Below are 26,316 nucleotides of genomic sequence, written 5' to 3' on the forward strand. Positions count from 1 at the left end.
AATTTGAAAAATCTATATTTAAGCGTCAAAAGTTCTATTAAACAACGTAAAAAGACCGGATATGTTTACGAAAAAAATGATTTTCATATTATATGCCTTAGGGGCAAAGATAATATAACAGTAGTAATTAATTGTATTTTTGCCTGTTAAGGATTTGTTTTTTGTCAATAAAAGGGGTGGTATATCCTTTAAAGACAGATTCTTGTATAAGGGAATTAACAAATACTTCCTAAGTAAGACAGATGCGCTGTTAAAAAACATTCTTAGCGTCTTTATTCTATAGCATACTGCAAAAATTTTTAACGATTAAATACGGTCATCGTTTTTTTGATATTCAAAAAGGGTGCCGCTGTTCTCAGATAGTTTTCGTATTTTTACAGACTATTTTTCTAATTACAAAAATTACAGATTATTTTGGATTATCTAGCAGGATTAAATCCGACCCAACGTGCGGCTGTTGAACAGACAGAAGGACCAGTAATGATTGTCGCCGGAGCCGGATCGGGTAAAACACGTGTAATCACGTATCGTGTGGCACACCTTATACGTAAAGGTGTGGATCCCTTTAATATATTAGTGTTGACTTTTACCAATAAGGCTGCAAAAGAGATGCGGGAGCGTATCATGAAGGTCGTAGGAGGAGAAGCTAAGAATATCTGGATGGGTACTTTCCACTCGGTTTTTGCCCGGATATTACGTGTGGAAGCCGAATTGATTGGTTATCCCCGCAATTTTACGATCTATGATACAGACGACACCAAGAGTTTGCTCCGTTCCATTTTAAAGGAGATGAACCTGGATGATAAACTGTATAATGTAAATCATGTATACGGCCGTATTTCACAGGCGAAAAACAATCTGATCTCTCCGCAGGAATATAATAAGAATGAAGCTATCAAAGCAGAAGATCATTCAAATGGCAGAGGGCAGATGGGACAGATTTATATGACCTATGCACAACGCTGCTATCGTGCAGGAGCGATGGACTTTGACGATTTGTTATTCAAGACCAATGTGCTTCTGAATAAGCATCCCGATGTCTTACATAAGTATCAGCATCAGTTTAAATATCTGATGGTGGATGAGTATCAGGATACTAACTTTTCCCAGTATCTGATTGTGAAGCGTCTGGCTGCGGTGAATGAGAATATTTGTGTGGTGGGAGATGATGCGCAGAGTATTTATGCCTTTCGGGGTGCAAATATTCAAAACATCCTGAACTTCCAGAAGGATTATCCGGATGTAAAGGTTTTCAAGTTGGAGCAGAATTACCGGTCGACGAAGATGATCGTGAATGCCGCCAACAGTATTATTGCGAATAACAAGAACCAGCTGGAGAAGAACGTATTTTCAGACAATGAAGATGGCGAAAAGATAAAGGTAAACAGAGCTTTTTCTGATAATGAAGAAGGAAAGATTGTTGCCGATATTATTGCGCAGGAAAAAGCCCTTAAGGGATTAAATTTTAAAGATTTTGCGATTTTGTATCGTACAAATGCACAGTCCCGATCCATGGAGGAGGCACTTCGCAAGATCAATATTCCTTATAAGATATATGGCGGGACTTCCTTTTATCAACGGAAGGAGATAAAGGATCTGATTGCTTATTTCAGATTGACATTCAACCCTAATGACGAGGAAGCACTGAAGCGTGTTATTAACTATCCGCGTCGTGGAATCGGAGATACAACTATCGAACGTATTATGATTGCTGCGGATCAGCAACAGATCCGTCTGTGGGATGTAGTGGCAAATGCGCAGATGTTTCTGGATGGAAGAAGTGCCGGTTCTGTAAGTGGTTTTGCTACTATGGTGCAGAGTTTTCAGGCTATGGCTAATAACCATTCGGCATTTGATACGGCGATGCACATAGCACAGCATTCGGGAGTATTGAAGGACCTCTATGAAGATAAATCAGTAGAAGGACTGAGCAGATACGAAAATATTCAGGAGCTCTTAAACGGTATCAAGGAGTTTTCGGAGAGAGAGGATATAGAAGATCGTGGGCTGGATGTGTTTATGCAGGATATTGCTCTTCTTACCAATGATGATAACGATAAGAATCCGAATGCAGATACCGTATCCATGATGACGATTCACTCTTCAAAAGGATTGGAGTTTCCGATTGTCTTTATCGTCGGGCTGGAAGAAAACCTGTTTCCTTCTCAGTTGTCTCTTAATTCCAGATCGGAGCTGGAAGAGGAAAGACGATTATTCTATGTCGCGGTTACGCGTGCGGAGAAAAAGCTGCATTTATCGTATGCAACCTCACGATACAGATGGGGTTCATTGAATAATTGTGAACCGAGCAGATTTCTGGACGAATTGAATCCGGCCTGTCTTGATCTTGATTTCAAACCAAGAGGCATGCCTTCTTCAGCAGGAGATGGTTTTCAGAGAGAACGTATGACCTGGCAACAGAAAGATCAGGATACATTTTCCAAGCCGAAACCAAAAATAGTGAAGACAACTTCCATATTACCAAAAGCGCATACACCTACAGAAGGCTTTGCGCCGTCAGATACAAGCGGACTCCAGGTAGGGATGGAAGTGGAACATGAAAGATTTGGATTTGGCAAGGTTATCAATCTGGAAGGTAATAAACCGGACCTGAAAGCAACTATTTTCTTTAAAGAGTTGGGACAAAAGCAATTGTTGCTTAAATTTGCCAAACTTAGGATTGTACAATAGCATTTATTATATTTACAAAATAACGGCGCGTATCTTACGTTATTAAAGCGTCATCATCCACAATTTATGAATTTTGATTATAACAGCACAAGACCAAAACTTATTCTAGCCGAATATGGTCGTAATGTGCAGAATATGGTAGATTATATCAGTTCACTACCAACAAAAGAAGAACGTAACCGTCATGCTCAGGTCGTTATCGATATGATGGGTGTTCTTAATCCGCATTTACGTGATGTGGCCGATTTCAAACACAAGCTTTGGGATCACCTGCAGATTATTTCTGATTTTAAAATTGATGTAGATTCTCCATATCCTATTCAGAGCAGAGAAAATGTAAAACATCAGCCTGAGATGTTGGGCTATCCTCAGCATAACATCCGTTTCAAGCACTATGGACATACCGTAGAAACAATGGTAAGTAAGGCCCGATTGATCACGGATGAAGCCAAAAGAAATCAGATGATCCTGTCGATTGCGAATTTTATGAAAATGGCGTATCTGACATGGAACAAAGATTCTGTATCGGATGATCAGATCTTACAGGATTTGAAAGAACTTTCAAAAGGTGAACTTTTCTTACCTGAAGGTACCGTTCTTACCAAACTTGATTTTAAAACACCTCCTCCGGGAAGCCGTGTAAAAAGCCAGACCCCTTCTTCAGGTGGTAGCAACAATAACAACAATAATAAAGGAAGCTATCAGCAGAAATCGAATAATAATAACAATAAGAAACCGGGAGGTTTTGTAAAAAGAAATAATAACAACAATAATAACGGTGGCCCTAAAAAGAGCTATCACAATAATAACAACAACAATAACAACCATTCAAATAATTATAAGAGAGGATAATCTTTTAAATTGGATAAATGGTACAGAGCAATTGAAATGTCAATCATATTCCAATTGCTTTTTTTTTTGAAATATAATAGTTAGTGTATACATGAACGCATTTGAAATACATGGTGGGAAGCCATTAAAAGGTGAGATTATTCCTCAGGGCGCAAAAAATGAAGCATTGCAGATTATTTCTGCGGTTCTGTTAACAGAAGAACCAATGACAATAGCGAATGTTCCTGATATTAAAGATGTCAATAAGCTGATCGAGCTGTTACAGGCATTAGGTGTAAAGGTGAATCGTGTAGATCAGGATACATATGTCTTTGAAGCAAAAGATATTAATATTGATTATTTTCAATCGGAAGAATTTAAGGTGAAAGGTGGAGGGCTCCGCGGATCTATTATGATCGTTGGTCCTTTACTTGCACGCTTTGGTAAAGCCGCCATTCCTAAACCGGGAGGCGATAAAATTGGCCGTCGCCGTTTGGATACCCATTTTCTTGGATTTGAAAAATTAGGAGCCAAATTTGTGTACGATGCTGACAATAATTTTTTTAATGTCGATGCCAGCGAATTAAAAGGAACTTATATCCTACTGGATGAGGCTTCCGTAACGGGAACTGCAAATATTGTGATGGCAGCCGTATTGGCTAAAGGTACAACAACAATTTATAATGCCGCATGTGAGCCTTATTTGCAACAGCTGTGTAAGATGTTGAACAGAATGGGCGCTAATATCTCCGGTATAGGTTCTAATCTGTTGACTATTGAAGGGGTAGAACGCCTTGGAGGAACTAGTCACAAAATGTTGCCGGATATGATCGAGATCGGATCTTTTATCGGACTGGCTGCAATGACAGGTTCTGAAATTACAATTAAAGATGTGTGTTATCCGGAATTGGGTATTATTCCTACTATCTTCAGCCGTCTGGGAATCAAGATGGAACTGAGAGGAGATGATATTTTTATCCCTGCTCAGGAACATTATGAAATAGAAACGTTTATAGACGGTTCTATCCTTACCGTATCTGACGCACCATGGCCAGGTTTTACACCGGACTTGTTAAGTATAGTACTGGTAACCGCTATTCAGGCAAAAGGAAATGTGCTGATACACCAGAAAATGTTTGAAAGCCGTCTGTTTTTTGTAGATAAACTGATCGATATGGGTGCCCAGATTATTTTATGTGACCCGCACCGTGCTACTGTGATCGGACTGGATAAAGCATTTAAGTTAAGAGGAATTGAGATGACATCTCCGGATATCCGGGCAGGTGTATCCTTATTGATAGCGGCGCTTTCGGCTCAGGGTAAATCCAAAATCTACAATATCGAGCAGATTGAAAGAGGATACCAGCATATTGAAGAACGTTTGAAAGCTTTAGGAGCTGATATTCGTCGTATTGATGAAACACCTGCGGGTCATTAGAATTGTCTGAGTAATGTCTTTTCTCTTGTAAATTGTTACATTAAAGGAGAAATTAAATATCTTTGTCTCAAATTAATGTTTAAACATACAATTTAATGTCATCATGAAAAAAATCATTTTATTCTCTGCCTTTGCGGCTCTGGTATTATCTTCATGTGCAGGTAACCCTGAAGGTAAAAAAGCTGAAACTTCTGATTCTACAGCTATTGTTGAAAATACAGTTTCAGGTAATTCTTTTACAGTAGATACTGCGCAGTCTAAAGTAGTATGGACAGGTACAAAAGTAACAGGTCAGCACACAGGTACTGTAGTTGTTAAATCAGGTTCTATTCAGATTGATAACAATGCCCTTGTAGGTGGTACATTCACACTGGATATGAACTCTATCAGTTCTACAGATCTGGAAGGCGAGTATAAAGATAAATTGGACGGACATTTGAAAGCAGCTGATTTCTTTGATGCAGCGCAATTCCCTGAAGCGACTTTTGTGATTTCAAAAGTAGAGGCAGGAGCTACTGCATCTGATGTAAAAGTAACCGGTAATCTGACAATCAAAGGTATCACAAAAAGTATTTCATTTGATACAAAAGTATTGGAATCGACTGACAGCGTAATCAAGACGCATGCAGACTTCAATATCGAGCGTGCTGATTGGGGTGTGAACTACGCTGGTAAAGAAGATGATTTGATTTCAAAACAAATCAACTTCAAAATTGATATCGTTGCAAACAAGAAATAAGTCAAACTGATTATAGAAATAAAGCCCGAATGTTTTTCATTCGGGCTTTGTGTTTTTTAGAGGTCATTCTAAAATTTGTACGTTATACCTGCACCAAGAATTTGTTTGACCTGTAAAGCCGGCCGCTCAGCTCCTGGAGCTCCGTTGTCTTTCGGAATAAGGGTATTGTCGTCGTAGATCAGCTGTACACCTGCATTGACTGTGATCCATTTGTTTACTTTCATCACGAGATTAGCGGTATAATCGACGTCTACATTCTGCGGGTCTTCCAGATAATTGGAATAGAGTTTAAGGATATTTTCAAAGGTTATATTTTCCATAATCTCCTTTTTATAATATGCATCCAGAGAAGCACCAAATTCAAAACGTGATTTTTTGCCGGGATCTACACCGAAAGCCCCTATATTGGAAAGGGAATCATTGGTTACAAATACAAAACGTGCTGCGGCAGGCGAGATGTTTATTTTAAAATTGTCAGACTCTTTATACGCCATACCGGGACCAAAGCTCAGATATGCAGGAGCAAATGCTGTTGATAATAATGTCCTGGCATTGTTGCTGTCATACTTATATCCTTTGGCAAATTGTGTGTTGAAATTCATAAAAAAAGTATAAAGCCATCTTTCCTTTGCCTGATACCCCAGTAAACTGCTGATCGCAAATCTGTCATCATTCTTTCTCCAGTCTGTTTCCTTCTGGAAGGTCTGTCCGTAAGCGGCTAATACTTTATTGTCCCAACTCCATTTGTCTTTCTTGTAGTTGAAGTCGTAATTAAACATCAGGTTTCCGGCAAAGGAATTGACACCACCGGCAGCCCAATTGGAAAAAGAACTCTGATTAATCAGAAAAGTATTTTCTCCTTTGATCGTCCACAATCTGGTTGAATCTGCACCTTCCTGTTGTGCATAAGTGACAAGGGAGAACGCTGACAGAAGCAGCATAAGTGTGAGTTTTAATTTCTTCATATTGCAAGATTAATTTCTTAATAACTTAGTTAAGAATAAAGATAGTAATTTGATTCACTTTTATGTAATGAAAAAACGCTGTGCTATGTATCTTTGACAGCAGAAAGCATAAGGTGTTATTTATTGAAATCTCCGGATGATCTGAATCATACAGCTCTCTTTTTTAAAACCAAATTAAATACAGATGAAAATTACATTGATCTGTGTCGGTAAGACAGATGAAAAATATTTGAATGAGGGCATTGAGAAGTATACAAATCGGTTAAAGCATTATGTTACTTTTGGAATGGTAATTATTCCTGATCTCAAAAACAGTAAAAATATGAGTCAGGCACAACAAAAGGAAAAGGAAGCTGCGTTGATCCTGAAACATGTCAATCCACAGGATACTGTCGTATTACTGGATGAGTTTGGTAAGGAATACCGTTCAGTAGATTTCTCCCGATACTTCGAGAAGAATATGGTCAACAGTACCCAACATATCGTTTTTGTAATAGGAGGGCCATATGGATTTGATCAGACTGTATATGACAGATCCGTACAGAAGATTTCATTGTCTAAGATGACATTCTCTCATCAGATGATCAGGTTGTTTTTTGTGGAACAGATATATCGTGCTTTTTCTATTATGAAGGGTGAACCCTATCATCATGAATAGTCATAAAAATTATGTAAATTGTAGTGAATTTGCATCTAAATAATAAAGGAGGAAATATGAGAATGCAAAAAAGAGATTATCACTTTAAAAGTGATTCGGCGTATAATGAAGGTAAGAGGGCAAAGATCATGATTGCTATAGGGATGATCTTAGTAATTGCTTTATACTTTATATTCAAATAGGAAAAAAGTGATTTAAAAAAAGATAAGGCGATACGGGGAGTATCGCCTTAAAATCACACTAACTATTAAAAAACCTATAGGACTAGGAATTTTCTATACCAAAAATACTGATTTTTATTCAAAATCAAATTATAAATGAAAAAAGAGTCTATAGTATTATTTAATGTGTGTATTTTATTTTGTGCTTGTACATTTAAGGATTTGATTTTTAAATATTTGTGAATTTTTGCTGATTAACAAATAATATAATATATGCAGTAATAAATTATCTGAATCTTTTCATTATTAAAAAATCCGGCTTTTGAGGTATTCTTCCCATGCTACCTGATCTGTTTTGAATGTAAGTTCAGTTAATTTTACCTGATCCACAGGTACGAGTCTGAAGGCCTGAAGTTTTTCCCCTGCTTCATCTTTATCAAAATCGAAAAGTTTTTCTTTTATAGTCACATGGAGTGGCTGGTTGGCTTTAACTAAGTAATAGATACTAATAATCTGACTTTCGTTAAAACTGGACTTTTCCCAAAAATCTGTTGTGTAAATATGTTTTACAACATCCACAGAGAGAGCACACTCTTCCTCATATTCTCTTTTGAGCGCATCTATCAGTCCTTCTCCATATTCTAATCCTCCGCCCGGAAATTTGGTGAAAGATACACTTTCAGTTTTTTCATCACTGATCAATACTTCATCATGCTCATTGATAAGTATTCCGTACACGCGCACATTAAAAGGATACATGTATTCTATTATTAATATTATTCTACAAAGGTTGGAAGCCGTTCTCGATACTCATTTCATCCAGACCTATAAAGGAATAGTGACGGGGAAGAAACCATACTATCGTCGTCATTATTGCTTCAAACTCTTTTTCGGTAGCGAATTGTTTGGGGATAATGTTAAATACCAAATCTTGTTTTACCGTTTCATCATTTTTATAGTCACGGGCTATTAAAGCGATTTTTGGATTCTTTATTCCGTTATATACAAGATATTCGCGGATATTCGCCCGAAGCTGAGCCGGTAATATACTTTCTGAAGGCTGACCTACAAGTATCTCTTCGTCTTTGCCAATAATAGCACTCCCGTTTTGAGGGGAAAAGATACTTTCATCAGTATAAAATTCTCCGTTGAGTTTCAGATTGGTCAAATCGCCATAAGAGAATATCCAGTCCGATTGTTCTGCTCCGGCATTAATAGCGACACCAAATCCCTGACTCAAGATGTAATCAAGTTGATTTGCGATGACAAAAGCCTTAAAATCCTGATTGGATTCAATAGTCCGCAGATTAAAATAAGGGAATCCGTCTGATCCCATCATGACCTCCGGTTCGCTCAGTGTCAGATTAGCTTCAGCAACATTCGTAACAAAAGCTTCTACCCATGCGCCGTCACGCTCTGCGATAGGAGTCTGCATCAGTGAATTGATAATGACGGTTTTTTCTAAATCGCCCAGATTATTGCCGTTTGGCTGATTCTTATGATCATTAAATAAATGAATGGTACTCATTCTATGAATATTATTACAATTATATAAAGGGCTAAAAGTAAGGAATATTGTGGTATTCTATGAAAATAGGTCCCCGCAATCTCACTTTATTTTTTTCGCTTGCTGCCCTTTCTTTTAGAATTAGATTTTAATTCCTTGTGTGCTAGCATTTTTTGCCAACTCAGCACATAAGGATGTTCGGATAAAATCGGTATGTTTTTTTTGAGTGCAATCTGCAGTTTGATCAGGTTGGGGTTGTCTTCCGCATCACAGAAGGTGTAAGTATAACCATCTCTGATTCCTCTTGCTGTTCGGCCAATACGATGCATATACTGCTCAGCGGTATCGGGAATTTCATAATTAATAACGTAATCGAGGTTATCAAGGTGAAGACCCCGTGAAGCAATATCTGTTGCGACAAGAAAGTTGAAATTTCTGTTTTTGAAATCTTCTACTATTGCTGTACGCACGGCCTGCGATTTGTCCCCATACAACCCTTGTGCAGTGAGCCCGTGTTTTTGGAGGTCGCTTACAATACGGTCTACTCCGTGTGTGGTTCGCGTAAAAATTAGTGCAGCATCTATTTTATAATGATCAATAAGGTGTTTTATAAGATTTTTTTTATCGTTTTTATCTACAAACAACAAATACTGATAGATCTTGCTTTGCTGTTCTTCCCGGTTCTGTACTTCAAAGCGAAACGGTTTATGCAATACTTTCTGAACAAGTTCTTCCAGTTCCTTTGGAAAAGTGGCAGAAAAAAGAAGAGTTTGTCTGTCTTCAGGAATATACCCCAGTATACGAAACAATGCAGATATAAATCCCAGTTGTAATAGCTCATCTGCCTCGTCTATGATTACCTTTTTAAATTCAGACAGGTTGATAAGTTTCTGATCCACAAGATCCAGCAGTCTGCCGGGTGTGGCGACTACAATATTCGGATCATCAGCTAACTCTGCTGCCTGCTTTTCATATGACTGGCCACCGAAGATAGATATGGTACGGATATTTGCTTCGGAAGGAGTACAGTTCAGGATTCGCAGATATGTCTGTTGTGCCAGTTCGCGGGTCGGACTTAGGATCAGTGTTTTATGTTCAGATTGTTTATTTTCTGTCAAAAGATGCAAAACCGGGAGCGCAAAGGCTTCTGTCTTCCCCGTCCCTGTAGGGGATATACCGAGGATATCTTTCCCTTTCAAGATGTTCGGAATCACAGCTTTCTGTATCCCTGTAGGTTGTGTGATCTGAAGGGTGTTGAGCTTTTCGATCAGCGGCTTTGAAAGATTTAATTCTTGAAAATTCAACTTTTTTTGTATTTTGAGATAAAACGAATAAAGATACCAAAAGAAAAATAACCGGTTACTTTAAACCTGACGAATTAAAATATAAGAATTTGTCATTTATTTGGCATACACAGGTTTTCACCATATAATTTAGGGGTGTGTTGATGGATTAAAGAATTTATTTTTAGTATTTTTGTTAAAACTGAAGAACAAAAGATGTCAGGAACCATATTACAGCATATGCAAACATACGAACCTTCTAAGCTGAGTTTTGATGATTTTAGACAAATCATTATTGCTGATTACCGTTTGGCGGTAGAAAGCAGGTTTGTAAGTTTGTTGGGAAGAAAAGAAGTATTGACCGGAAAAGCTAAGTTTGGAATTTTCGGAGACGGTAAAGAACTTGCACAGATTGCTTTGGCAAAAGTTTTCCAGGAAGGTGACTGGCGGTCAGGATATTATCGTGATCAGACCTTTGTATTTGCTTCCGGGATTTCTACTGTTTATCATTTCTTTTCTCAGTTGTATGCGCATCCGGATCTGGAAGCGGATCCTTCATCCGGCGGAAGACAAATGAATTGTCATTTTTCTACCCGTCAGATTGATGAAGACGGAAACTGGTTTAACCAGATGCAGCAAAAGAATTCGGTATCGGATATCTCTACTACCGGAGGGCAGATGTCCCGCATTATGGGATTGGGGCTGGCTTCAAAATTGTACCGTCATAATCCGGATCTGAATCATCTTTCTTATTTCTCAGATAAAGGGAATGAAGTGGTGTTTTGTTCTGTAGGAAATGCCTCTACTTCTGAAGGTGTCTTCCTGGAAACCATAAATGCGGCAGGCGTCAACCAGATTCCTGTTGTGATCTCTGTATGGGATGATGGTTATGGTATATCAGTGCCTAATGAAGTGCAGACTACAAAAGGAGATATTTCGGAAGTTCTGAAAGGATTTCAACGCCAGGAGGGAGATACAACTGGTTTTGAGATTTTTAAAGTGAACGGATGGGATTATGCCGGTCTGGTGGAGACTTACGAACAGGCTGTACGGTATGCTCGGGAAGAACATGTTCCTTGTCTGGTACATGTTACAGAATTAACGCAACCTCAGGGACACTCTACCAGTGGATCACACGAACGATATAAATCTGCTGAACGCTTGCAGTGGGAGCATGATTTTGACTGTAATGTAAAAATGAGACAATGGATTCTGGAGTCTGATATGGCTACGGAAGAAGAGCTGAACCAGATTGAAGCAGAAGCTAAAGAATATGTCCGCACAGAACAGCGAAGAGCGTGGACAGATTATCATAAAACTATTAACGGAGATCTTGAACAGGCTATAAATCTGTTGGAGCGGGTAGAGTCTCCTTTAGTGGAAATGCCTTTAAAAACATTAAAATCATTGCCAGAGCCTTCTTTTAAAGAAGTGTATGTCAATGTACGCAGAGCAATCCGTGAACTGAGAGGGGTACAGGTTAAAGGTAAACAGGACTTGCTGAACTGGTATCATGCACAGCAACGCGTTAATGAAAACCGCTTTAACGATTTTCTGTTTACAGATACTCCGGATTCTCCATTACATGTACAGGTTATTCCTGCACAATATGATGAGGAAACACGGATTGTGGATGGCAGGGAAGTCCTGAATGCCTGTTTTGATGCTAATTTCTCCAGAGATGAACGATTGGTCGCATTTGGAGAAGATGTAGGAAAGATAGGGGATGTAAATCAGGGATTTGCCGGGCTTCAGCAAAAGTTCGGTGAATTGCGGATATTCGATACGGGTATCCGGGAATCTGCTATTATTGGTAAAGGACTGGGACTCTCACTGAGAGGGCTGCGTCCGATTGCAGAAATTCAGTATCTGGATTACCTTATTTATGCATTGCCGATTCTGAGTGATGATCTGGCCAGTCTGAGTTATCGTACCAAAGCAGGGCAGAAAGCTCCGGTTATTGTACGTACACGCGGACACAGACTCGAAGGAATCTGGCATTCTGGTTCACCGATGACCGTGTTACTGGGCGCTTTGAGAGGATTACATATTTGCGTGCCAAGGAATATGACTCAGGCGGCAGGGATGTACAATACACTGCTCCGCGGAGACGAACCCGCTGTGGTTGTAGAATGTCTTAACGGATATCGCCTTAAAGAAAAAATGCCAAAGAATATTGGTGAATTTACGGTTCCTTTAGGTATTGCTGAGGTCGTCAAAGAGGGAGCAGATCTGACAGTAGTTTCATACGGATCTACATTGAGAGTTGTTCAGGAAGCGGCTATAGAACTTGAAAAACTGGGAATTAATATAGAAATTGTAGATATCCAATGTCTGTATCCGCTGGATAGAACGGAGATATGCAAATTGTCCTTAGATAAGACCAACAGATTACTGGTGGTGGATGAAGATGTTCCGGGAGGTGCTTCCGCATATATATTACAACATATACTGGAAAACCAGAAAGGATATTATGTATTGGATGGTCAGCCCCGTACACTTACTGCAAAGGCTCATCGCCCTCCGTATGGATCAGACGGAGACTATTTCACTAAGCCATCTGCTGATGATGTAATTGAGATTGTCTACGAGATGATGAACGATGCTAATCCGGAAAAGTATCCTGCACTCTATTAGGTAGTCAGCAGGATACCTTAATTTTTTTTATAACTAAAAGATACTGGCAGCCCCGATAATGGCTGCTTTTTCATCCAGATTGCTTCTGCCAATGGTATAGGCGCTGAATTCTTCTGCCCGGTAAGGTGTTATAATGTCCAATGCCTTCGCAATATTTCCGCCTATTATATAATGTGTACAGTTATATTTTTCACTGAAAAATTTCAAAAAGTCCAGTAGCTGCTGACTGTATTCCTGAATAAGAGTAGCAAATTCTGCTTCATCCTGATGTTGCTCCAGAATCTCTTTCAGACCCTCTGCTTTATTTCCTGTCAACTCTTCAAATCGTCTCGTAAACCAACGCGTTACCAGATGCTCTTCGAAAATAGAATCTCTGTATGCTGTATTCCAAAGGTCCGCATCAAATGCTTTGCTGCCTTTACTCCACACCGCACTTCCTAATCCTGTACCCAGTGTAATGCCCAGTATTTTTTCCTCCTTATCGAGCTTGGAAGCAAATATTTCACCCTGAAGAAATGCTGCAGCATCATTTATATATCTGATCTCGATAGAGGGGTTTTGCATGGCTTCACGGATACCTGCAGAAGTATCAAGCTGATACAAACTATCATATTTGTCCTGATTGTGCATCAGGGAAATTCCTTTTTCATAATCGAAGGGACCCGGCATAGCAATCCCAAGCTGTGTGATTTCTTTCGGAGATTTGGCTATTGTCTCTTTTAGATTAGATGCCCAGCTTTGAAAAATCGATTTAGCATCCGATGAAGAATCAACACGATTGCGTGTTACACTTTCAAATAGAATGGACCAGTCAGCTGTATCGACGATAGCTGAGGTAATATGAGAGCCTCCGATATCGGAGGCTAAAATGTATCGGTTAGAAACGGGCATTCGAATAACTTTTTTGTCTTAATAAATGGTCTGTAATCACGAGTGCTGCCATAGCTTCTACTATAACTACTGCACGTGGTACTACACAAGGATCGTGTCTTCCTTTGCCTGAAATACTTACAGACTCTCCTTCGGTATTAACCGTTTCCTGATCTCTCATAATAGTAGCAACAGGTTTGAATGCAGTACGGAATGTAATGTCCATACCATTGGAGATTCCGCCCTGTATACCACCGGAAAAATTTGTAATCGTATGTACATGATCCAGGTCCTGATTTTCGGTCAGAAAAATGTCGTTATGTTCGGATCCTATCATTTGTGATCCTTCAAATCCGGATCCGTATTCAAATCCGTGTACTGCATTGATGCTCATCATAGCTTTGGCAAGATCAGCATGCAGTTTGTCGAATACAGGCTCTCCTAATCCCGCAGGTACATTACGGATAACTGTTGAAATTTTTCCTCCTACAGTATCTCCGGCTTTACGTATACCGTCAATAAATGAGATCATTTCATTGGCTGTAGCCGGATCTACACATCTTACAATATTATTTTCACGTTGTTCCAGTAGTGTAGACAGATCGCTGTGATCCAGGTTAGGAGCATCAATCTTTCCTACAGAAGATACGTGGGCAAATATTTCAATGCCAAGTTGTTTTAGAAATAATTTGGCAACAGCACCTGCAGCTACTCTTGCAGCAGTTTCTCGTGCTGATGAACGACCGCCCCCGCGATAATCACGATTCCCGTATTTCATATGATACGTATAGTCGGCGTGAGAAGGTCTGAATTTATTCTGTATGTGAGAATAGTCTTTAGATCGCTGGTCTTCATTGGGAATGACCAGAGCAATTGGGGTACCGGTTGATTTTCCTTCAAATACACCTGAAAGAATTTTTGCAGTATCACTTTCTTTGCGTTGAGTTGTAATCTTGGATTGTCCGGGTTTTCTTTTATCCAATTCCGATTGGATGAAAGTTTCATCGATTTCGATATTTGACGGGCAACCGTCAATAATCACACCTATAGCTTCGCCGTGTGACTCCCCGAAAGTCGTAATCCTGAATACTTCTCCAAATGAATTTCCTGCCATAAAGTTTAATAATGTATTAGCAAAGCGTAAAGATATAGAATAAGACCATAATATTATGGTCTTATTCTATTTTATCTATGCCGTAATCGTAAAATTTTGATTTTTTAGGTGATCCCAGAATTCAGGATATGATTTTTCGACCACAATAGGATCTTCTATATGAATCTGATCAAATACAAGTGCCAGAGGAGCGAATGCCATGGCCATACGATGATCTTCATATGTCTTGATTGTTATGTGTTCAGGTTTGAAGACATTGGAAGTCTTCAGGTGGTAGATTCCATTATCTTCCACAAGCAACGCTCCGAATTTACCAATCTCATTCTGAAGAGCAGCAATACGGTCTGTTTCTTTGATTTTAAGTGTTTCCAGGCCGGTAAATGAAATGTCGCGTTTCAATGCTGCTGCACATACAATGACTGTCTGGGCCAGATCCGGACATTCTTTAAAATCAAAAAGGGTTTGATCAGAATCAACTGCTGACTTGTGAAGATGGAGTCCGTCCTGTTCAAAAGAAGAGCGTACACCAAAGTGTGTCATTATATCTACTATTGCACTGTCTCCCTGTAAACTGTTTTGTTTCAATCCCGGCAGTACAATATGTCCATTTTCGGATAACGCTACTATCGCATACCAATAGGAGGCCGCACTCCAGTCCGGTTCTATATATAAAGTTGCCTCTTTTGCTTGTTGAGGAGCTATCTCAATTGAATTTTCATTCCATGTATGAGATATGCCCGCTTCCTTGAGCATATCTAATGTCATAGATACATAAGGTCTTGAAGTCAGCTCTCCTTCAATATGAAGCGTAAGACCTTTTTTCAGTGCTGATGCAATCAGCAACAGCGAGGAAATATACTGACTGCTTATGTTTCCTTTTATGGAAACTTCTTTTTTATTCTGGAACATTCCTCCTTCGATTTTCAAAGGGGGGTATCCTGCTTTCTTCTCATAATGTATATCTGCACCTAATGTTTTTAGTGCATCAACGAGAATACCAATAGGACGCTGTTGCATCCGCTCGGTACCTGTAAGGGTAAAATTACCTTTTACTAAGTTGAGGTAGGATGTCAAAAAACGCATTGCTGTACCAGCAGGTCCGATGTTAATGGTTGTGGTATCGGATTGTGGTTCAGCAGCGGTCTTTAAAGCACGTTGCATAATCACGGTATCATCTGCATTCGAAAGATTTTCAATACGGACGTTGCCTTTACTCAGTGCCTGGATAATGAGGGCACGGTTGCTCTCAGATTTAGAACCTGTGAGCTGTACCGTACCTTTTATTGTTTTGCCTGGATGGCTTAATGCAATGCCTGAATGCTCCATTACGCCTCCGTAGCTGGTGTATTGTTCATTACTTCATTTTGTCTGCGGATAGACTCATTGTGTAACAGTTCCAGGAATTTTACTGTAAAATCCTGATCCAAGTTTAATGCATTGGCTAATTTCGCACGTTTTTGTACGATTTCATCCCATCGCGAAACCTGTAAGATGGTCACATTATTATCGCGTTTGTATTCGCCGATTTTCTCTGCAATTTTCATACGGTCTCCGATTTGCTGGATTATTTTGTCATCCAGTCTGTCGATTTCAGCACGTAACTCTGAAAGTTTATCTTCGAAAGCAGGATTGTCGGATTCCGGACGACGTAAAGATAAGTGGCCTACTAATTCAGCCAAAGCTGCAGGAGTAAGTTGTTGTTTGGCATCCGTCCACGCTACTGAAGGATCGATATGCGATTCAATAATTAATCCCTGCATATCCATATCCATCGCTTTTTGTGCAATGTACGGGATCAGTTCACGATTTCCGCAAATATGACTTGGGTCATTGATAACCGGAAGATCAGGAATTAAGGTTTTCAGCTGAATAGCCAGATCCCACATCGGTTCATTTCTGAAAGCTGTCTTCTCGTATGAAGAGAATCCTCTGTGAATAGCAGCCAGTTTTTTAATACCTGCACGGTTGATACGCTCTAATGCACCTACCCATAAAGATAAATCCGGATTCACAGGATTCTTAACTAATACTGGCACATCCACACCTTGTAAGGCGTCTGCTATTTCCTGAACAGTGAACGGGTTTGCTGTAGAACGGGCACCAATCCAAAGGATATCTACTCCTGCAGCTAAAGCTTCTTCCACGTGCTTAGCCGTTGCTACTTCAGTCGCAGTCAACAGGCCTGTTTCTTCTTTGGCTCTTTTTAACCATTCCAGACCAATACTTCCTATACCTTCGAATTCTCCCGGACGGGTACGAGGTTTCCAGATTCCGGCGCGCAATACGTTTACTTTACCGGTGTTTGCCAAAAGGTGAGCTGTTGAAACCAGTTGTTCTTCAGTCTCTGCACTACAAGGGCCTCCGATGATCAAAGGTCTGTCTCCTGTATCTAACCAGGATTTTAGCGGAAGGATGTCTAATGTGTGTTTCATTTTATTGTGTATTTTATATTTTCAGTTTATTAATTACAATTTCTCATTTTTAATGTATTCACCCATGATACTGAAGTTGACAGTATGCTTCAATACTTTGCGGATAGCTGCATCGTATTCGGATTGTTTTTTCCATTCTACATCTACATAAAAATCGTAGTCATTACGGCGTCCTACGACCGGCATAGATTGAATTTTGGTCAGATTGACATTTTGCTCTGCAAAACACTGAAGTACATTAGCCAGAGCACCCACAGCATTGCCGGTTTGAAAAGATAATGATGCTTTATTTGCATTTTTCTGTTCGACGACTTCATCAGCCAGAATCAGAAAACGTGTTGCATTCTTTTTGTTGGTTTCAATTCTGCGTTCAATAATTTCAAGACCATAAAGTTTGGCCGCCAGTTCTCCGGCAATTGCTGCTGTCGTGGTCAGTTTTTCATCCGCAATCTTCTTTGCTGCTGCTGCAGTGTCTGTGAACTCTTTTACCAGAAAATGCGGGTGATCTTCCAGAAATGCATCACACTGACGGATTGCAATAGGATGCGATTCTACAATCTTGATATCTGCTAATTTTACACCCGGCAGTGCTAATAAATGCTGTTGAATGTGCAGATAGACTTCGCCTACAATATGAAAGCGATAATCACGCAACAGATTGTAATTTTGGAGAATACTTCCGGCAATTGAATTCTCGATGGCCATGACCACATAATCTGCTTTTTTCTGTTTGAGGATATCGCAGGTCTTTTTGAAAGAATCACATTCGACAATTTCTATATCATTGCCAAAATATTTGAAGGCTGCTTCTTCGTGAAAAGAGGCCTTTGCCCCCTGTATTGCAATTTTTAAGCTCATTTTTCTCGTTAACTTTCCAAAAAAAGAGGGTCCCGAATATTTCCGGGACCCTCTATATATCTGTATAACTTATATCTATATACTAGTCCCTGCTCTTATTGCTAAAATAAAAGAAACCAAAAAATAGATATGTGTTATTATGTTTCATTGTCTGTGTCTCGTGTTTGACATTTCAAATGTACGGCAAAAAAATAAAAATCCAAATAAAATTTAAAATTTATTGTTTTTTTAATCTTTATAAGTATGTTTTTGTGTTGTTTTTTATGGTTAAAAAATAGCTCATTTTGATATTATTTTTATGTAAATTTTATATTAAAATTGCTTATTTTATTTTGGTTTAAATTAAATAAAACATTTATATACAGCTTTTTATATTTTAAATGTGTTAATATTTATGATGTATTTTTTGACTATTTTTTAATCTATTTTTAACGTATTTTTTTGTAAAAATTTGTGATTTTTTTGTCTGATTTTTATTTGAAAATTTATGTTTTTTTAATGGTTATTTTGTTTGAAATTATACTTTTCCTTTAATTATTTTGGTTTTATTAATTTTGCAGCCTCCCTTTTATAATTTATATGAAGATACTTTTGAGGTGTTTACCTCTTTTTTTATTGCTTTTACGTCTTTTGTACATTCATCCAAAAGATTAGAAATTGCGCATGATCACAGTTATAGCGTTCGTCGGGTGATCGATGGAGACACCTTTGTGATCGAGGATGGTTCTTCTAAAGGAACAAAAGTCAGGTTTATAGGTATAGATGCTCCTGAATCCCGAAATACTGGGCGAAAGCTGATTGGTTATTTCGGTGCAGAATCCAAAAAATATTTAACAGAACGTTTAAAGAATAGGCATGTTAGTCTTACTTTTGATGTTGCAAAGCGGGATCGGTATGGCCGATTGCTGGCTTATGTATATATCGATAGTGTATTGTTAAATGCAGAACTCGTAGAAAAGGGTTATGCGGTAACGATGACAGTTCCTCCAAATGTGAAATATGCAGCGTATTTCAGAGAACTGGAGGGGAAAGCCCGATTGCACAAAGCCGGACTCTGGAAATAGAAGAATATGATATTTGTTTTTTTAAGTGTTATCTGCAGTGTATTGGTTGCCATTTGTATCAAATGGGCAAAAAGCAGAGGTATCAATCATTTACAGTTAGTGTTGTGGAATTATCCTGTAGCGCTGTTGATGACCTGGATATTTCTAAATCCGGAGGCTGTAAAGTGGGATAACCCTGTTCTTCCATGGAATCTGTATTTGCCCTTAGGTATTCTATTACCTACCTTATTTCTGATCATTGCGCTTTCTATAGAATACAGTGGTATTGTAAAGACAGAAGTTGCCCAAAGACTTTCCTTGTTTATTCCGTTGACCGCCGCTTTTCTGTTATTTGGAGAGCGTATTGAATCCGGTAAAATAATTGGACTTGCAGTAGGAGTTGTCGCTATAATCTGTTCAATAGGATGGAGTAAAGGCGGGCAGAAATCCGAAAAGCCGACTTCCTCTATTATATATCCGGCGATAGTATTTTTAGGAATGGGATGTATTGATGTACTTTTCAAACAAGTGGCACAGCATAAAGAGATTCCCTACACGGCTTCTATGCTGATCATTTTTGCACTGGCACTGGTCGTGGCATGTGGCTGTTTGTTTTATTTATTGTTTTGGAAAAAACAAAAGTTTGATGTACAGTCTATGTTTGGCGGGCTGGTTCTGGGTGTTTTCAATTTCGGAAATATTATGTTTTATATGAAAGCACACCGTGCTATTCCGGAGAATCCATCTATTGTCTTTACTTCCATGAATATCGGTGTGATTGCCTTCGGTGCACTGGCTGGTATCTTTTTATTTAAAGAAAAATTGTCTATATTGAATAAAGCAGGACTTTGTCTGGCTGTAATTTCTGTCTTATTAATTGCTTATCTGTGAGTTTATTTGAAGATACTTATCGTACTATTGAATCGCCCTCCGAAGGGATTTTTCGGGACAAAGGAAGTAAATTTATTGCTTATACCTACCCGTTCAGAGATGAAGCCGCATTGAAAACTGTCATTCAGGAATTAAAAGATTTACACCCTAAAGCGAGACACCACTGCTGGGCTTATCGTCTGACACCTGATCGGGCTGTATTCCGGATAAATGATGATGGCGAACCTTCGGGTACAGCAGGCCGGCCGATTCTCAACGTATTGCTTTCTCAGGATGTGACCAATGTCCTGATTGTAGTGGTGCGATATTTTGGAGGGACTCTGTTAGGAGTTCCGGGATTGATCAATGCCTACAAGACAGCAGCGCAGGAAGCTTTGGCCAGTTCGGTTATTGTGGAGCGCACTGTGAATGATGTGTATAGTGTGTCCTTTGAATATCTGCAGATGAATGATGTGATGCGGATCGTGAAAGAGGAAGACTTGACTATGTTGAAACAGGAATTTGATAATAGCTGTTATATGGAGCTCGAAATCAGAAAAATGCAGGTCAATACCGTTGTGCAAAAAATGAATACCATAGAAGGAGTACATCTTAATTACTTAAAAACAATATGATTCCAGCATCTGAACTCATTATAAATACAGATGGAAGTATTTACCATCTGAATATTCTGCCGGAAGATCTGGCAAACACGGTCATCACAGTAGGTGATCCGGACAGAGTCGCAGAAGTCTCTAAATATTTTGACCATATAGAACTTAAAAAAGGTAAACGTGAATTTATCACGCATACGGGTACAATTCGTGGTAAAAGAGTTTCTGTCATATCTACGGGTATTGGTACCGATAATATTGATATCGTACTGAATGAACTGGATGCATTGGTAAATATTGATTTTCAATCAAGAGAACCTAAATCTGATCTGATCAGTCTGAATATTATCCGTATAGGTACTTCAGGGGCTGTACAGGCTGATTTACCAATGGGAACTATACTTGCTTCTGAAATCGGAATTGGCTTTGACGCTTTAATGCAATATTATAAGAGAGAACTTTCCGTTCTGGAAGTTGATATTCAACATGAAATCGGAAAACAGTTCCCGGCCTTACATTTTCAGCCTTATGTGGCACAGGCCAGTGATAAGTTGTTGAAACAGTTTGCTTCTGATCTTCCGAAAGGAATGACTGTCACTGCTCCCGGATTTTATGGACCACAGGGAAGAGCACTGAGGACACAGAATATTTATCCGGATTTTATAGATAAGATTAACCGCTTCAGGGTGGGAGACAGAAGGATTACGAATCTGGAGATGGAAACAGCCGGAATATATGCTATGGCTGCAGCTTTAGGACATCATGCTTTGTCCATAAATGCTATATTAGCCAGTCGTGTGAATGCAACATTCAGTCCGGAACCGCAAAAAATCGTGGAAGAGGCTATTCAATATATACTGGAAAGGATATAATATATACAATCCAAATGTTCGGAATAACTTGCCTTTTCTTTCAATTGCAGAGGTTAGGGTAGGAGCTGTTTTAAATTAAGCTACCCCTTTTCTGTTTGCATCAAACTTGAGCATAATAAACAAGAGTATGGTGAAACTCCACAGCGAGGACCCGCCGTAACTGATAAAAGGTAAGGGAATACCGATAACAGGAACTATACCTATTGTCATGCCGATGTTGATAAAGACGTGAAAGAATAGGATAGATGCTACCCCGTATGCATATATTCGTGCAAATGCTGAGCGTTGTCGTTCGGCTATATTGACTATACGAACCAATAGGGTCATATAGACCGCTATGAGTATGGTACTTCCTACAAATCCCCATTCTTCACCCACTGTACAGAAAATAAAATCTGTACTTTGTTCAGGTACAAAGTTATATTTAGTCTGTGTGCCCTGTAAATATCCTTTGCCGAGCAGCTGACCTGATCCTATAGCGATCATGGATTGGTTGAGATTGTATCCCTGACCCTTCGGATCATCCATTTTACCCAGGATAATATCAATACGGTTACGCTGATGCGGTTGTAAAATATGTTCGTATGCAAAATCCACACACAATATATATGCTGTCGAGACGACAAAGAGTATAGAAATATTGATGAGGTACTTTCGTCTTTTTCTTAGGCTGAAGGCGAAGAATCCGCAGATAACCAGTAAAGAGCCTATCAGTATCCATTGGTTTACGAGAAGTGCAAGTACAAACAGCAATATACACATACCAATAAACAACAGGAAGCCGGTGTTGACATATCCTTCGCGGTAGAAAACAAATATCAGAGAAAAGAATGCTAATGCTGATCCTGTATCCGGCTGTAGCATAACCAGCATAACCGGGAACAATACAATTCCTGCACCTATAGCCAGAGTTTTCATTGTCGGAGCCTTGTTGCTCTGACTGCTGAGGTAATAGGCGAGTAAAAGGCAGGTTGCCAGTTTGCCAAATTCAGAAGGCTGCAGCCTGAAGCTTCCAAGTGGTATCCAGGCCTGGTTACCACCCACATTCCGGCCCACAACTAATACGGCTATAAGCAGAAGAGTAACGACTATATAGATAACCGGAGCAGAAGAACTGAAAAACTTGGCATCAATAATCAAAATACTGATTCCGATAATGATAGCGGAAAAAATATAAATAGACTGTTTGCCATAGTTTGTCTGCAGATTGAACAATTCCGGATGTTCCGGATCAAAGACGGCTGCATGAATATTAAACCAGCCAATAAGGCACAACGTTAGCCACAATAAGATTGTTAACCAATCGATTCTCCCGAAGAAGGATTTTTGCTTAACATTATTCATATCTTCTTTTGATTTGGCTATGGTGAACTAATACTGATTTTCTATCGTCTCTTATTGCTGCAGTCTGCTGCACTGTTTTTGCTTTTGTGCTGTCCTTTTTCACGTCCTCTTTCTTCGGTTTCGGAATTTCCTTCTTCGGCATAAAACTTGCATTATAGATCCGATCCTGAATATACTTTGGCATAGTGATGGTGTCCTTAACATATTTTTCGACCATCATACTAGCTATAGGTCCAGCCCATACTCCTCCGTAACCGGCATTTTCTACAAATACAGCAATTGCTATTTTCGGATTTTCACGTGGGGCAAACGCAAAGAATACAGCATGGTTTTCACCGTGTGGATTCTGGGCAGTTCCTGTTTTTCCACACATTTCTATTCCACTAATTCTGTTGGAATACGCGGTACCTCCCGGAGAGTTCACGGCCTGACTTAAGCCTTCTATCACCATCTGATAATATTTCGCATCTACTCCGGCAGAAATTTTTTCTGTAAATTCTTCTTTCAGGATTTTTTTGTCTCCTATTCCTTTGATCAGGTGAGGACGGTAATAAAAACCTCTGTTGGCAACAATGGCCATGATATTTGCCATCTGTAAAGGTGTAATACCCATTTCACCTTGTCCGATCGATAATGAAATGTTAAATGAAGATCTCCATTTGTCATTACCATAACGTTTTGTATAAAAGTCTGAAGTAGGTAGCAAACCTGGTTTTTCGCCGGGTAAATCGATTCCTAATTTATGACCTATACCAAATTTCATAGTAGCCTCTCTCCACAGATCGTATGCCTTTGGTCCGGAAAGTCCTCTTGAATCTATCATTCGGGCATACGTATACCCGTAATAGGTATTGCAGGACCGTTGTATAGATTTGACCAGACTGGTTGGTCCATCTACGTGCGTACAACGCATAAATCCGCGCCCTCCTCCGTAGCTGTATCCTCCGGGACAATTAAATACAGTATGCGTATCTATCATGCCGGCTTGCTGTGCTGTCAAAGCTGAAACCACCTTGAATACAGATCCCGGCGGATAAGAAGCCTGAATAGGCCGGTTAAACATGGGTTTGGTCGGATCATTCAGCAATTTCATATAATTATTGCCTCTTTGTCTCCCTACCATCAGGTTGGGGTCGTAACTCGGACTGCTTACATAGGCTAGTATTTCTCCTGTGGAAGGCTCGATTGCAACAATAGATCCCAGTTTATTCTTCATTAATTTTTCACCCAGAATCTGCAGTTCTTTATCCAGTGAAGAGATTAATCCATCCCCGGCTACAGCAAGCGTATCATACTTGCCTTCCATAAAAACTCCTTTTGGTCTGTTGAGGGCATCAACCATAAGATTTTTGACACCTCTTTTGCCGCGTAAAAGATCTTCATATGCCCGTTCGACACCACTGGCGCCAATATAATCGCCCGGTCTGTAAAAGCCATTTGATTTTTCGATGTCCCGATCTCTTACTTCCTCAATATATCCCAAAAACTGTGCAGCCAGACTGTCCGGATAACTGCGGACAGTACGATTCTGTACGTAGAATCCTCTGAATTTATATAAATGTTCCTGAAGACGTGCATAGGTAGTCGCCGAAAGTTGCTTTTCAAATTGAGAGGCTCTGAACGGAGAATGCGCGCGTGCTTTGGCCATCCGGCTGTCAAAGCCGGCTTTATCGATATCTATTAATGAACAGAGTAAAGCGGTGTCTATATCTTTTACTTCTTTTGGGGTAACCAACAGATCATAGACAGGTTCGTTTTGTACCATTACCTTGCCGTTACGGTCTAAGATGACCCCGCGCGCAGGATATACAATGACTTTCCTCAAGACATTGTTGTTTGCAGACAGAAGATAAGTGTCGTCAATGATTTGAAGATAAAAAAGTCGAGCAATCAGTATAATGGCAACGGCAATAAATATCCCTTGAATGACGTATTTACGAGCAAAAAAACTGTTCATAAACCGGAGGTTTCCTTCGTTATTAGAAAAATGTACAGAATCGATTATGCATTATAACGGGTCTTCTTTCTAAAGAATAATAGCCCGGATAATAGGATGATAATCAGTGTAAAGATACAACTTAATCCGATACTTAAGAGTGTATATTGAAATTGGTAGAATGAAAATACTTCTAATATATACAATACCGTATGGTGGACTAAAATGCCAAAAAATGTATAGGAAAGGAACCATTTAAATCCCATTTCTCCTAATGAGGGGGTGAGGTAGGATTCTTTCATATCTACTTCCAGTGTAATGTTATGAAAAAAGATCCTGTACCAGGCTAGTGCTACACATGCAGCAGCATGTACGCCCAGTGAATCATAAAATACGTCTACTGTCAGTCCGGTAAGAAAGGCCAGTACGTATAATAATAAATTGGGAAGACCGATAGGTAAAAGAAAGATAATAAGAATATAAGGGAAGGGGCTGGCGAGATTGTAATAACCAATATTCTTGAACAGGAAAACCTGTAAAAGAATAAGGATTACAAATCGTAAAAAATTAAGTAAAACCGTTCTACCCATTGTCGTTATTCGTTTCTTCTAAAAGTCTTTTTTCTTCGGCCATTTTATCTTTAAGAATATACACGTGCTGAAGATTTGAAAAATTGGTGGAAAGCAGTAACCGCAGATCCAAAAAACTTTCACCGGAGGTAATGCCTGTCTCTACTATTTGGCCGACCTGTATTCCTTTTGGAAAAATTGAAAAACCGGAAGTGTATACTTTTTCTCCTTTGGCGACCTTGACATGATTAGGAATATCACGCACCATCGCATACCGTGAATCTCTGTTACTGCCCCACATTAACGAACCAAATACTTCTGATTTGCCAAGTGTGACGGAGATACGTGTATCGGGATGCAATAAAGACTGTACTGTGCAGAAGTCTTTTGAGACATTCAGTACTATACCAACAACTCCATTCGAAGTTATCACGCCCATATCTTTTTCTACCCCGTCTTTCGAACCTTTATCCAGCGTAAGATAATTGCTTTTCTGATGAATACTGTTATTTGCAACATTTGCAACAATAAACTGATAACGTCCTTCTTCTATACTGTCTACCAGGCGAACGCTGTCTGAGCTGTCTTTGACAATATAGCGTTGGAGCTGGTTATGAAGCATTGCATTTTCCTGAACAAGCTGATCATTGGCATCAGCGAGCGCCAGATAGCTTTTCCAGGAGTTTACCTTAGCATACATATTGCCGATCACGACATTAGAAGAATTAAAGGCTGAAGCACGTTGGAAAGTGTTGTTTTTGACAACAAGGAGTACAGAAAAGACAAAAAACAGGATAAACCAAAAAAAGGCGTTATATCTGATTAAGAATAACCAAAGGTTTCTCATGTTATTGCTGGTGTTTTTTAACAACTACGCGATATAG

Annotated in this window: 23 protein-coding genes; 10 read left to right on the top strand and 13 right to left on the bottom strand. The window is 39.3% G+C overall.

Annotation, left to right across the window (positions count from 1 at the left end; all coding sequences use genetic code 11):
- Positions 1-414: 414 nt before the first annotated feature.
- The 4 genes from B4B65_RS08565 (at position 415) to B4B65_RS08580 (ending at position 5,699) form a co-directional block, all read left to right on the top strand.
- On the top strand, positions 415-2,691 hold the full coding sequence (locus B4B65_RS08565; RefSeq protein ID WP_201680106.1) for an ATP-dependent helicase: 2,277 nt from the start codon (positions 415-417) through the stop codon (positions 2,689-2,691).
- 66 nt (positions 2,692-2,757) lie between these two features.
- Positions 2,758-3,543, top strand: coding sequence for a DUF4290 domain-containing protein (locus tag B4B65_RS08570; protein ID WP_293915085.1), 786 nt, complete (start codon positions 2,758-2,760; stop codon positions 3,541-3,543).
- Positions 3,544-3,634: 91 nt separating this feature from the next.
- Entirely contained in the window at positions 3,635-4,960 is a 1,326-nt protein-coding gene (gene murA, locus B4B65_RS08575; protein WP_293915087.1) for a UDP-N-acetylglucosamine 1-carboxyvinyltransferase, read from the top strand.
- A 103-nt stretch (positions 4,961-5,063) separates the two neighbouring features.
- Positions 5,064-5,699 (top strand): YceI family protein, encoded by a 636-nt coding sequence (locus B4B65_RS08580; protein WP_201680103.1) that lies wholly within the window; start codon positions 5,064-5,066, stop codon positions 5,697-5,699.
- A gap of 68 nt (positions 5,700-5,767) precedes the next feature.
- Here the strand turns inward: B4B65_RS08580 and B4B65_RS08585 are convergent, their stop codons facing one another.
- Positions 5,768-6,664 carry a DUF3078 domain-containing protein gene (locus B4B65_RS08585; RefSeq protein ID WP_201680102.1) on the bottom strand — a complete coding sequence of 299 codons (897 nt, stop codon included), beginning with the start codon at positions 6,662-6,664 and terminating at the stop codon, positions 5,768-5,770.
- A gap of 184 nt (positions 6,665-6,848) precedes the next feature.
- Here B4B65_RS08585 and rlmH point away from each other — a divergent pair, with 184 nt between their 5' ends.
- Entirely contained in the window at positions 6,849-7,322 is a 474-nt protein-coding gene (gene rlmH / locus B4B65_RS08590) for a 23S rRNA (pseudouridine(1915)-N(3))-methyltransferase RlmH (RefSeq protein WP_201680101.1), read from the top strand.
- Positions 7,323-7,789: 467 nt separating this feature from the next.
- Here rlmH and B4B65_RS08595 read toward each other — a convergent pair whose 3' ends face one another.
- From B4B65_RS08595 to B4B65_RS08605, 3 genes are all read right to left on the bottom strand, one after another.
- On the bottom strand, positions 7,790-8,242 hold the full coding sequence (locus B4B65_RS08595) for an NUDIX domain-containing protein (protein ID WP_293915090.1): 453 nt from the start codon (positions 8,240-8,242) through the stop codon (positions 7,790-7,792).
- A 22-nt stretch (positions 8,243-8,264) separates the two neighbouring features.
- Positions 8,265-9,011, bottom strand: coding sequence for a hypothetical protein (locus tag B4B65_RS08600; protein ID WP_201680099.1), 747 nt, complete (start codon positions 9,009-9,011; stop codon positions 8,265-8,267).
- 86 nt (positions 9,012-9,097) lie between these two features.
- Positions 9,098-10,294, bottom strand: coding sequence for a DEAD/DEAH box helicase (locus B4B65_RS08605; RefSeq protein WP_293915093.1), 1,197 nt, complete (start codon positions 10,292-10,294; stop codon positions 9,098-9,100).
- 195 nt (positions 10,295-10,489) lie between these two features.
- Here B4B65_RS08605 and B4B65_RS08610 point away from each other — a divergent pair, with 195 nt between their 5' ends.
- On the top strand, positions 10,490-12,910 hold the full coding sequence (locus B4B65_RS08610) for an alpha-ketoacid dehydrogenase subunit alpha/beta (RefSeq protein WP_293915095.1): 2,421 nt from the start codon (positions 10,490-10,492) through the stop codon (positions 12,908-12,910).
- A gap of 33 nt (positions 12,911-12,943) precedes the next feature.
- Here B4B65_RS08610 and B4B65_RS08615 read toward each other — a convergent pair whose 3' ends face one another.
- The 5 genes from B4B65_RS08615 to B4B65_RS08635 form a co-directional block, all read right to left on the bottom strand.
- Positions 12,944-13,801 (bottom strand): ROK family protein, encoded by an 858-nt coding sequence (locus tag B4B65_RS08615; RefSeq protein ID WP_293915097.1) that lies wholly within the window; start codon positions 13,799-13,801, stop codon positions 12,944-12,946.
- The gene (gene aroC / locus B4B65_RS08620) at positions 13,788-14,894 is read right to left on the bottom strand and encodes a chorismate synthase (RefSeq protein ID WP_201680095.1); all 1,107 of its coding nucleotides are present in this window, start codon (positions 14,892-14,894) and stop codon (positions 13,788-13,790) included. Before aroC ends, B4B65_RS08615 begins: the two co-directional genes overlap by 14 nt.
- 75 nt (positions 14,895-14,969) lie before the next feature.
- Positions 14,970-16,220 (bottom strand): 3-phosphoshikimate 1-carboxyvinyltransferase, encoded by a 1,251-nt coding sequence (aroA, locus tag B4B65_RS08625; RefSeq protein WP_293915099.1) that lies wholly within the window; start codon positions 16,218-16,220, stop codon positions 14,970-14,972.
- Positions 16,220-17,326, bottom strand: a complete 1,107-nt coding sequence (locus B4B65_RS08630; RefSeq protein ID WP_201680093.1) for a chorismate mutase — start codon at positions 17,324-17,326, stop codon at positions 16,220-16,222. Before B4B65_RS08630 ends, aroA begins: the two co-directional genes overlap by 1 nt.
- Positions 17,327-17,359: 33 nt before the next feature.
- A complete protein-coding gene (locus B4B65_RS08635; protein WP_201680092.1) occupies positions 17,360-18,184 on the bottom strand; it encodes a prephenate dehydratase in 825 nt (274 codons plus the stop codon).
- A gap of 539 nt (positions 18,185-18,723) precedes the next feature.
- On the opposite strand from B4B65_RS08635, the gene B4B65_RS08640 reads away from it, so the two are divergent.
- From B4B65_RS08640 to B4B65_RS08655, 4 genes are read left to right on the top strand one after another with little or no spacing between them, the layout of a single operon-like run.
- Entirely contained in the window at positions 18,724-19,248 is a 525-nt protein-coding gene (locus tag B4B65_RS08640; protein WP_293915102.1) for a thermonuclease family protein, read from the top strand.
- A gap of 6 nt (positions 19,249-19,254) precedes the next feature.
- Complete coding sequence (locus tag B4B65_RS08645; RefSeq protein ID WP_293915104.1) at positions 19,255-20,118, top strand: EamA family transporter; 864 nt, start codon at positions 19,255-19,257, stop codon at positions 20,116-20,118.
- Positions 20,115-20,732 (top strand): IMPACT family protein, encoded by a 618-nt coding sequence (locus B4B65_RS08650; protein ID WP_293915106.1) that lies wholly within the window; start codon positions 20,115-20,117, stop codon positions 20,730-20,732. The genes B4B65_RS08645 and B4B65_RS08650 overlap by 4 nt, the downstream gene beginning before the upstream one ends.
- Complete coding sequence (locus B4B65_RS08655; protein WP_293915108.1) at positions 20,729-21,583, top strand: nucleoside phosphorylase; 855 nt, start codon at positions 20,729-20,731, stop codon at positions 21,581-21,583. The genes B4B65_RS08650 and B4B65_RS08655 overlap by 4 nt, the downstream gene beginning before the upstream one ends.
- Before the next feature lie 75 nt (positions 21,584-21,658).
- Here the strand turns inward: B4B65_RS08655 and rodA are convergent, their stop codons facing one another.
- From rodA to mreC, 4 genes are read right to left on the bottom strand one after another with little or no spacing between them, the layout of a single operon-like run.
- Positions 21,659-22,927 (bottom strand): rod shape-determining protein RodA, encoded by a 1,269-nt coding sequence (rodA, locus tag B4B65_RS08660; protein ID WP_293915110.1) that lies wholly within the window; start codon positions 22,925-22,927, stop codon positions 21,659-21,661.
- Positions 22,920-24,884 carry a penicillin-binding protein 2 gene (mrdA, locus tag B4B65_RS08665; RefSeq protein WP_293915112.1) on the bottom strand — a complete coding sequence of 655 codons (1,965 nt, stop codon included), beginning with the start codon at positions 24,882-24,884 and terminating at the stop codon, positions 22,920-22,922. The genes rodA and mrdA overlap by 8 nt, the downstream gene beginning before the upstream one ends.
- A gap of 44 nt (positions 24,885-24,928) precedes the next feature.
- Positions 24,929-25,453: a rod shape-determining protein MreD gene (locus B4B65_RS08670; RefSeq protein ID WP_201680085.1), complete on the bottom strand. Its 525-nt coding sequence runs from the start codon at positions 25,451-25,453 to the stop codon at positions 24,929-24,931.
- The gene (gene mreC, locus B4B65_RS08675; protein WP_201680084.1) at positions 25,446-26,279 is read right to left on the bottom strand and encodes a rod shape-determining protein MreC; all 834 of its coding nucleotides are present in this window, start codon (positions 26,277-26,279) and stop codon (positions 25,446-25,448) included. The genes B4B65_RS08670 and mreC overlap by 8 nt, the downstream gene beginning before the upstream one ends.
- Between the last annotated feature and the right edge of the window lie 37 nt (positions 26,280-26,316).

The organism is Sphingobacterium sp. UBA5789, from assembly GCF_002418355.1.
GTDB lineage: Bacteria > Bacteroidota > Bacteroidia > Sphingobacteriales > Sphingobacteriaceae > Sphingobacterium.

What these genes read in the sequence shown, in the direction of transcription:
- B4B65_RS08570 (WP_293915085.1), top strand. Translation starts at nt 2,758, where the DNA reads ATGAATTTTGATTATAACAGCACAAGACCAAAACTTATTCTAGCCGAA.
- murA (WP_293915087.1), top strand. Translation starts at nt 3,635, where the DNA reads ATGAACGCATTTGAAATACATGGTGGGAAGCCATTAAAAGGTGAGATT.
- B4B65_RS08580 (WP_201680103.1), top strand. Translation starts at nt 5,064, where the DNA reads ATGAAAAAAATCATTTTATTCTCTGCCTTTGCGGCTCTGGTATTATCT.
- B4B65_RS08585 (WP_201680102.1), bottom strand. Translation starts at nt 6,664, where the DNA reads ATGAAGAAATTAAAACTCACACTTATGCTGCTTCTGTCAGCGTTCTCC.
- rlmH (WP_201680101.1), top strand. Translation starts at nt 6,849, where the DNA reads ATGAAAATTACATTGATCTGTGTCGGTAAGACAGATGAAAAATATTTG.
- B4B65_RS08595 (WP_293915090.1), bottom strand. Translation starts at nt 8,242, where the DNA reads ATGTATCCTTTTAATGTGCGCGTGTACGGAATACTTATCAATGAGCAT.
- B4B65_RS08600 (WP_201680099.1), bottom strand. Translation starts at nt 9,011, where the DNA reads ATGAGTACCATTCATTTATTTAATGATCATAAGAATCAGCCAAACGGC.
- B4B65_RS08610 (WP_293915095.1), top strand. Translation starts at nt 10,490, where the DNA reads ATGTCAGGAACCATATTACAGCATATGCAAACATACGAACCTTCTAAG.
- B4B65_RS08615 (WP_293915097.1), bottom strand. Translation starts at nt 13,801, where the DNA reads ATGCCCGTTTCTAACCGATACATTTTAGCCTCCGATATCGGAGGCTCT.
- aroC (WP_201680095.1), bottom strand. Translation starts at nt 14,894, where the DNA reads ATGGCAGGAAATTCATTTGGAGAAGTATTCAGGATTACGACTTTCGGG.
- aroA (WP_293915099.1), bottom strand. Translation starts at nt 16,220, where the DNA reads ATGGAGCATTCAGGCATTGCATTAAGCCATCCAGGCAAAACAATAAAA.
- B4B65_RS08630 (WP_201680093.1), bottom strand. Translation starts at nt 17,326, where the DNA reads ATGAAACACACATTAGACATCCTTCCGCTAAAATCCTGGTTAGATACA.
- B4B65_RS08635 (WP_201680092.1), bottom strand. Translation starts at nt 18,184, where the DNA reads ATGAGCTTAAAAATTGCAATACAGGGGGCAAAGGCCTCTTTTCACGAA.
- B4B65_RS08645 (WP_293915104.1), top strand. Translation starts at nt 19,255, where the DNA reads ATGATATTTGTTTTTTTAAGTGTTATCTGCAGTGTATTGGTTGCCATT.
- B4B65_RS08655 (WP_293915108.1), top strand. Translation starts at nt 20,729, where the DNA reads ATGATTCCAGCATCTGAACTCATTATAAATACAGATGGAAGTATTTAC.
- rodA (WP_293915110.1), bottom strand. Translation starts at nt 22,927, where the DNA reads ATGAATAATGTTAAGCAAAAATCCTTCTTCGGGAGAATCGATTGGTTA.
- mrdA (WP_293915112.1), bottom strand. Translation starts at nt 24,884, where the DNA reads ATGAACAGTTTTTTTGCTCGTAAATACGTCATTCAAGGGATATTTATT.
- B4B65_RS08670 (WP_201680085.1), bottom strand. Translation starts at nt 25,453, where the DNA reads ATGGGTAGAACGGTTTTACTTAATTTTTTACGATTTGTAATCCTTATT.
- mreC (WP_201680084.1), bottom strand. Translation starts at nt 26,279, where the DNA reads ATGAGAAACCTTTGGTTATTCTTAATCAGATATAACGCCTTTTTTTGG.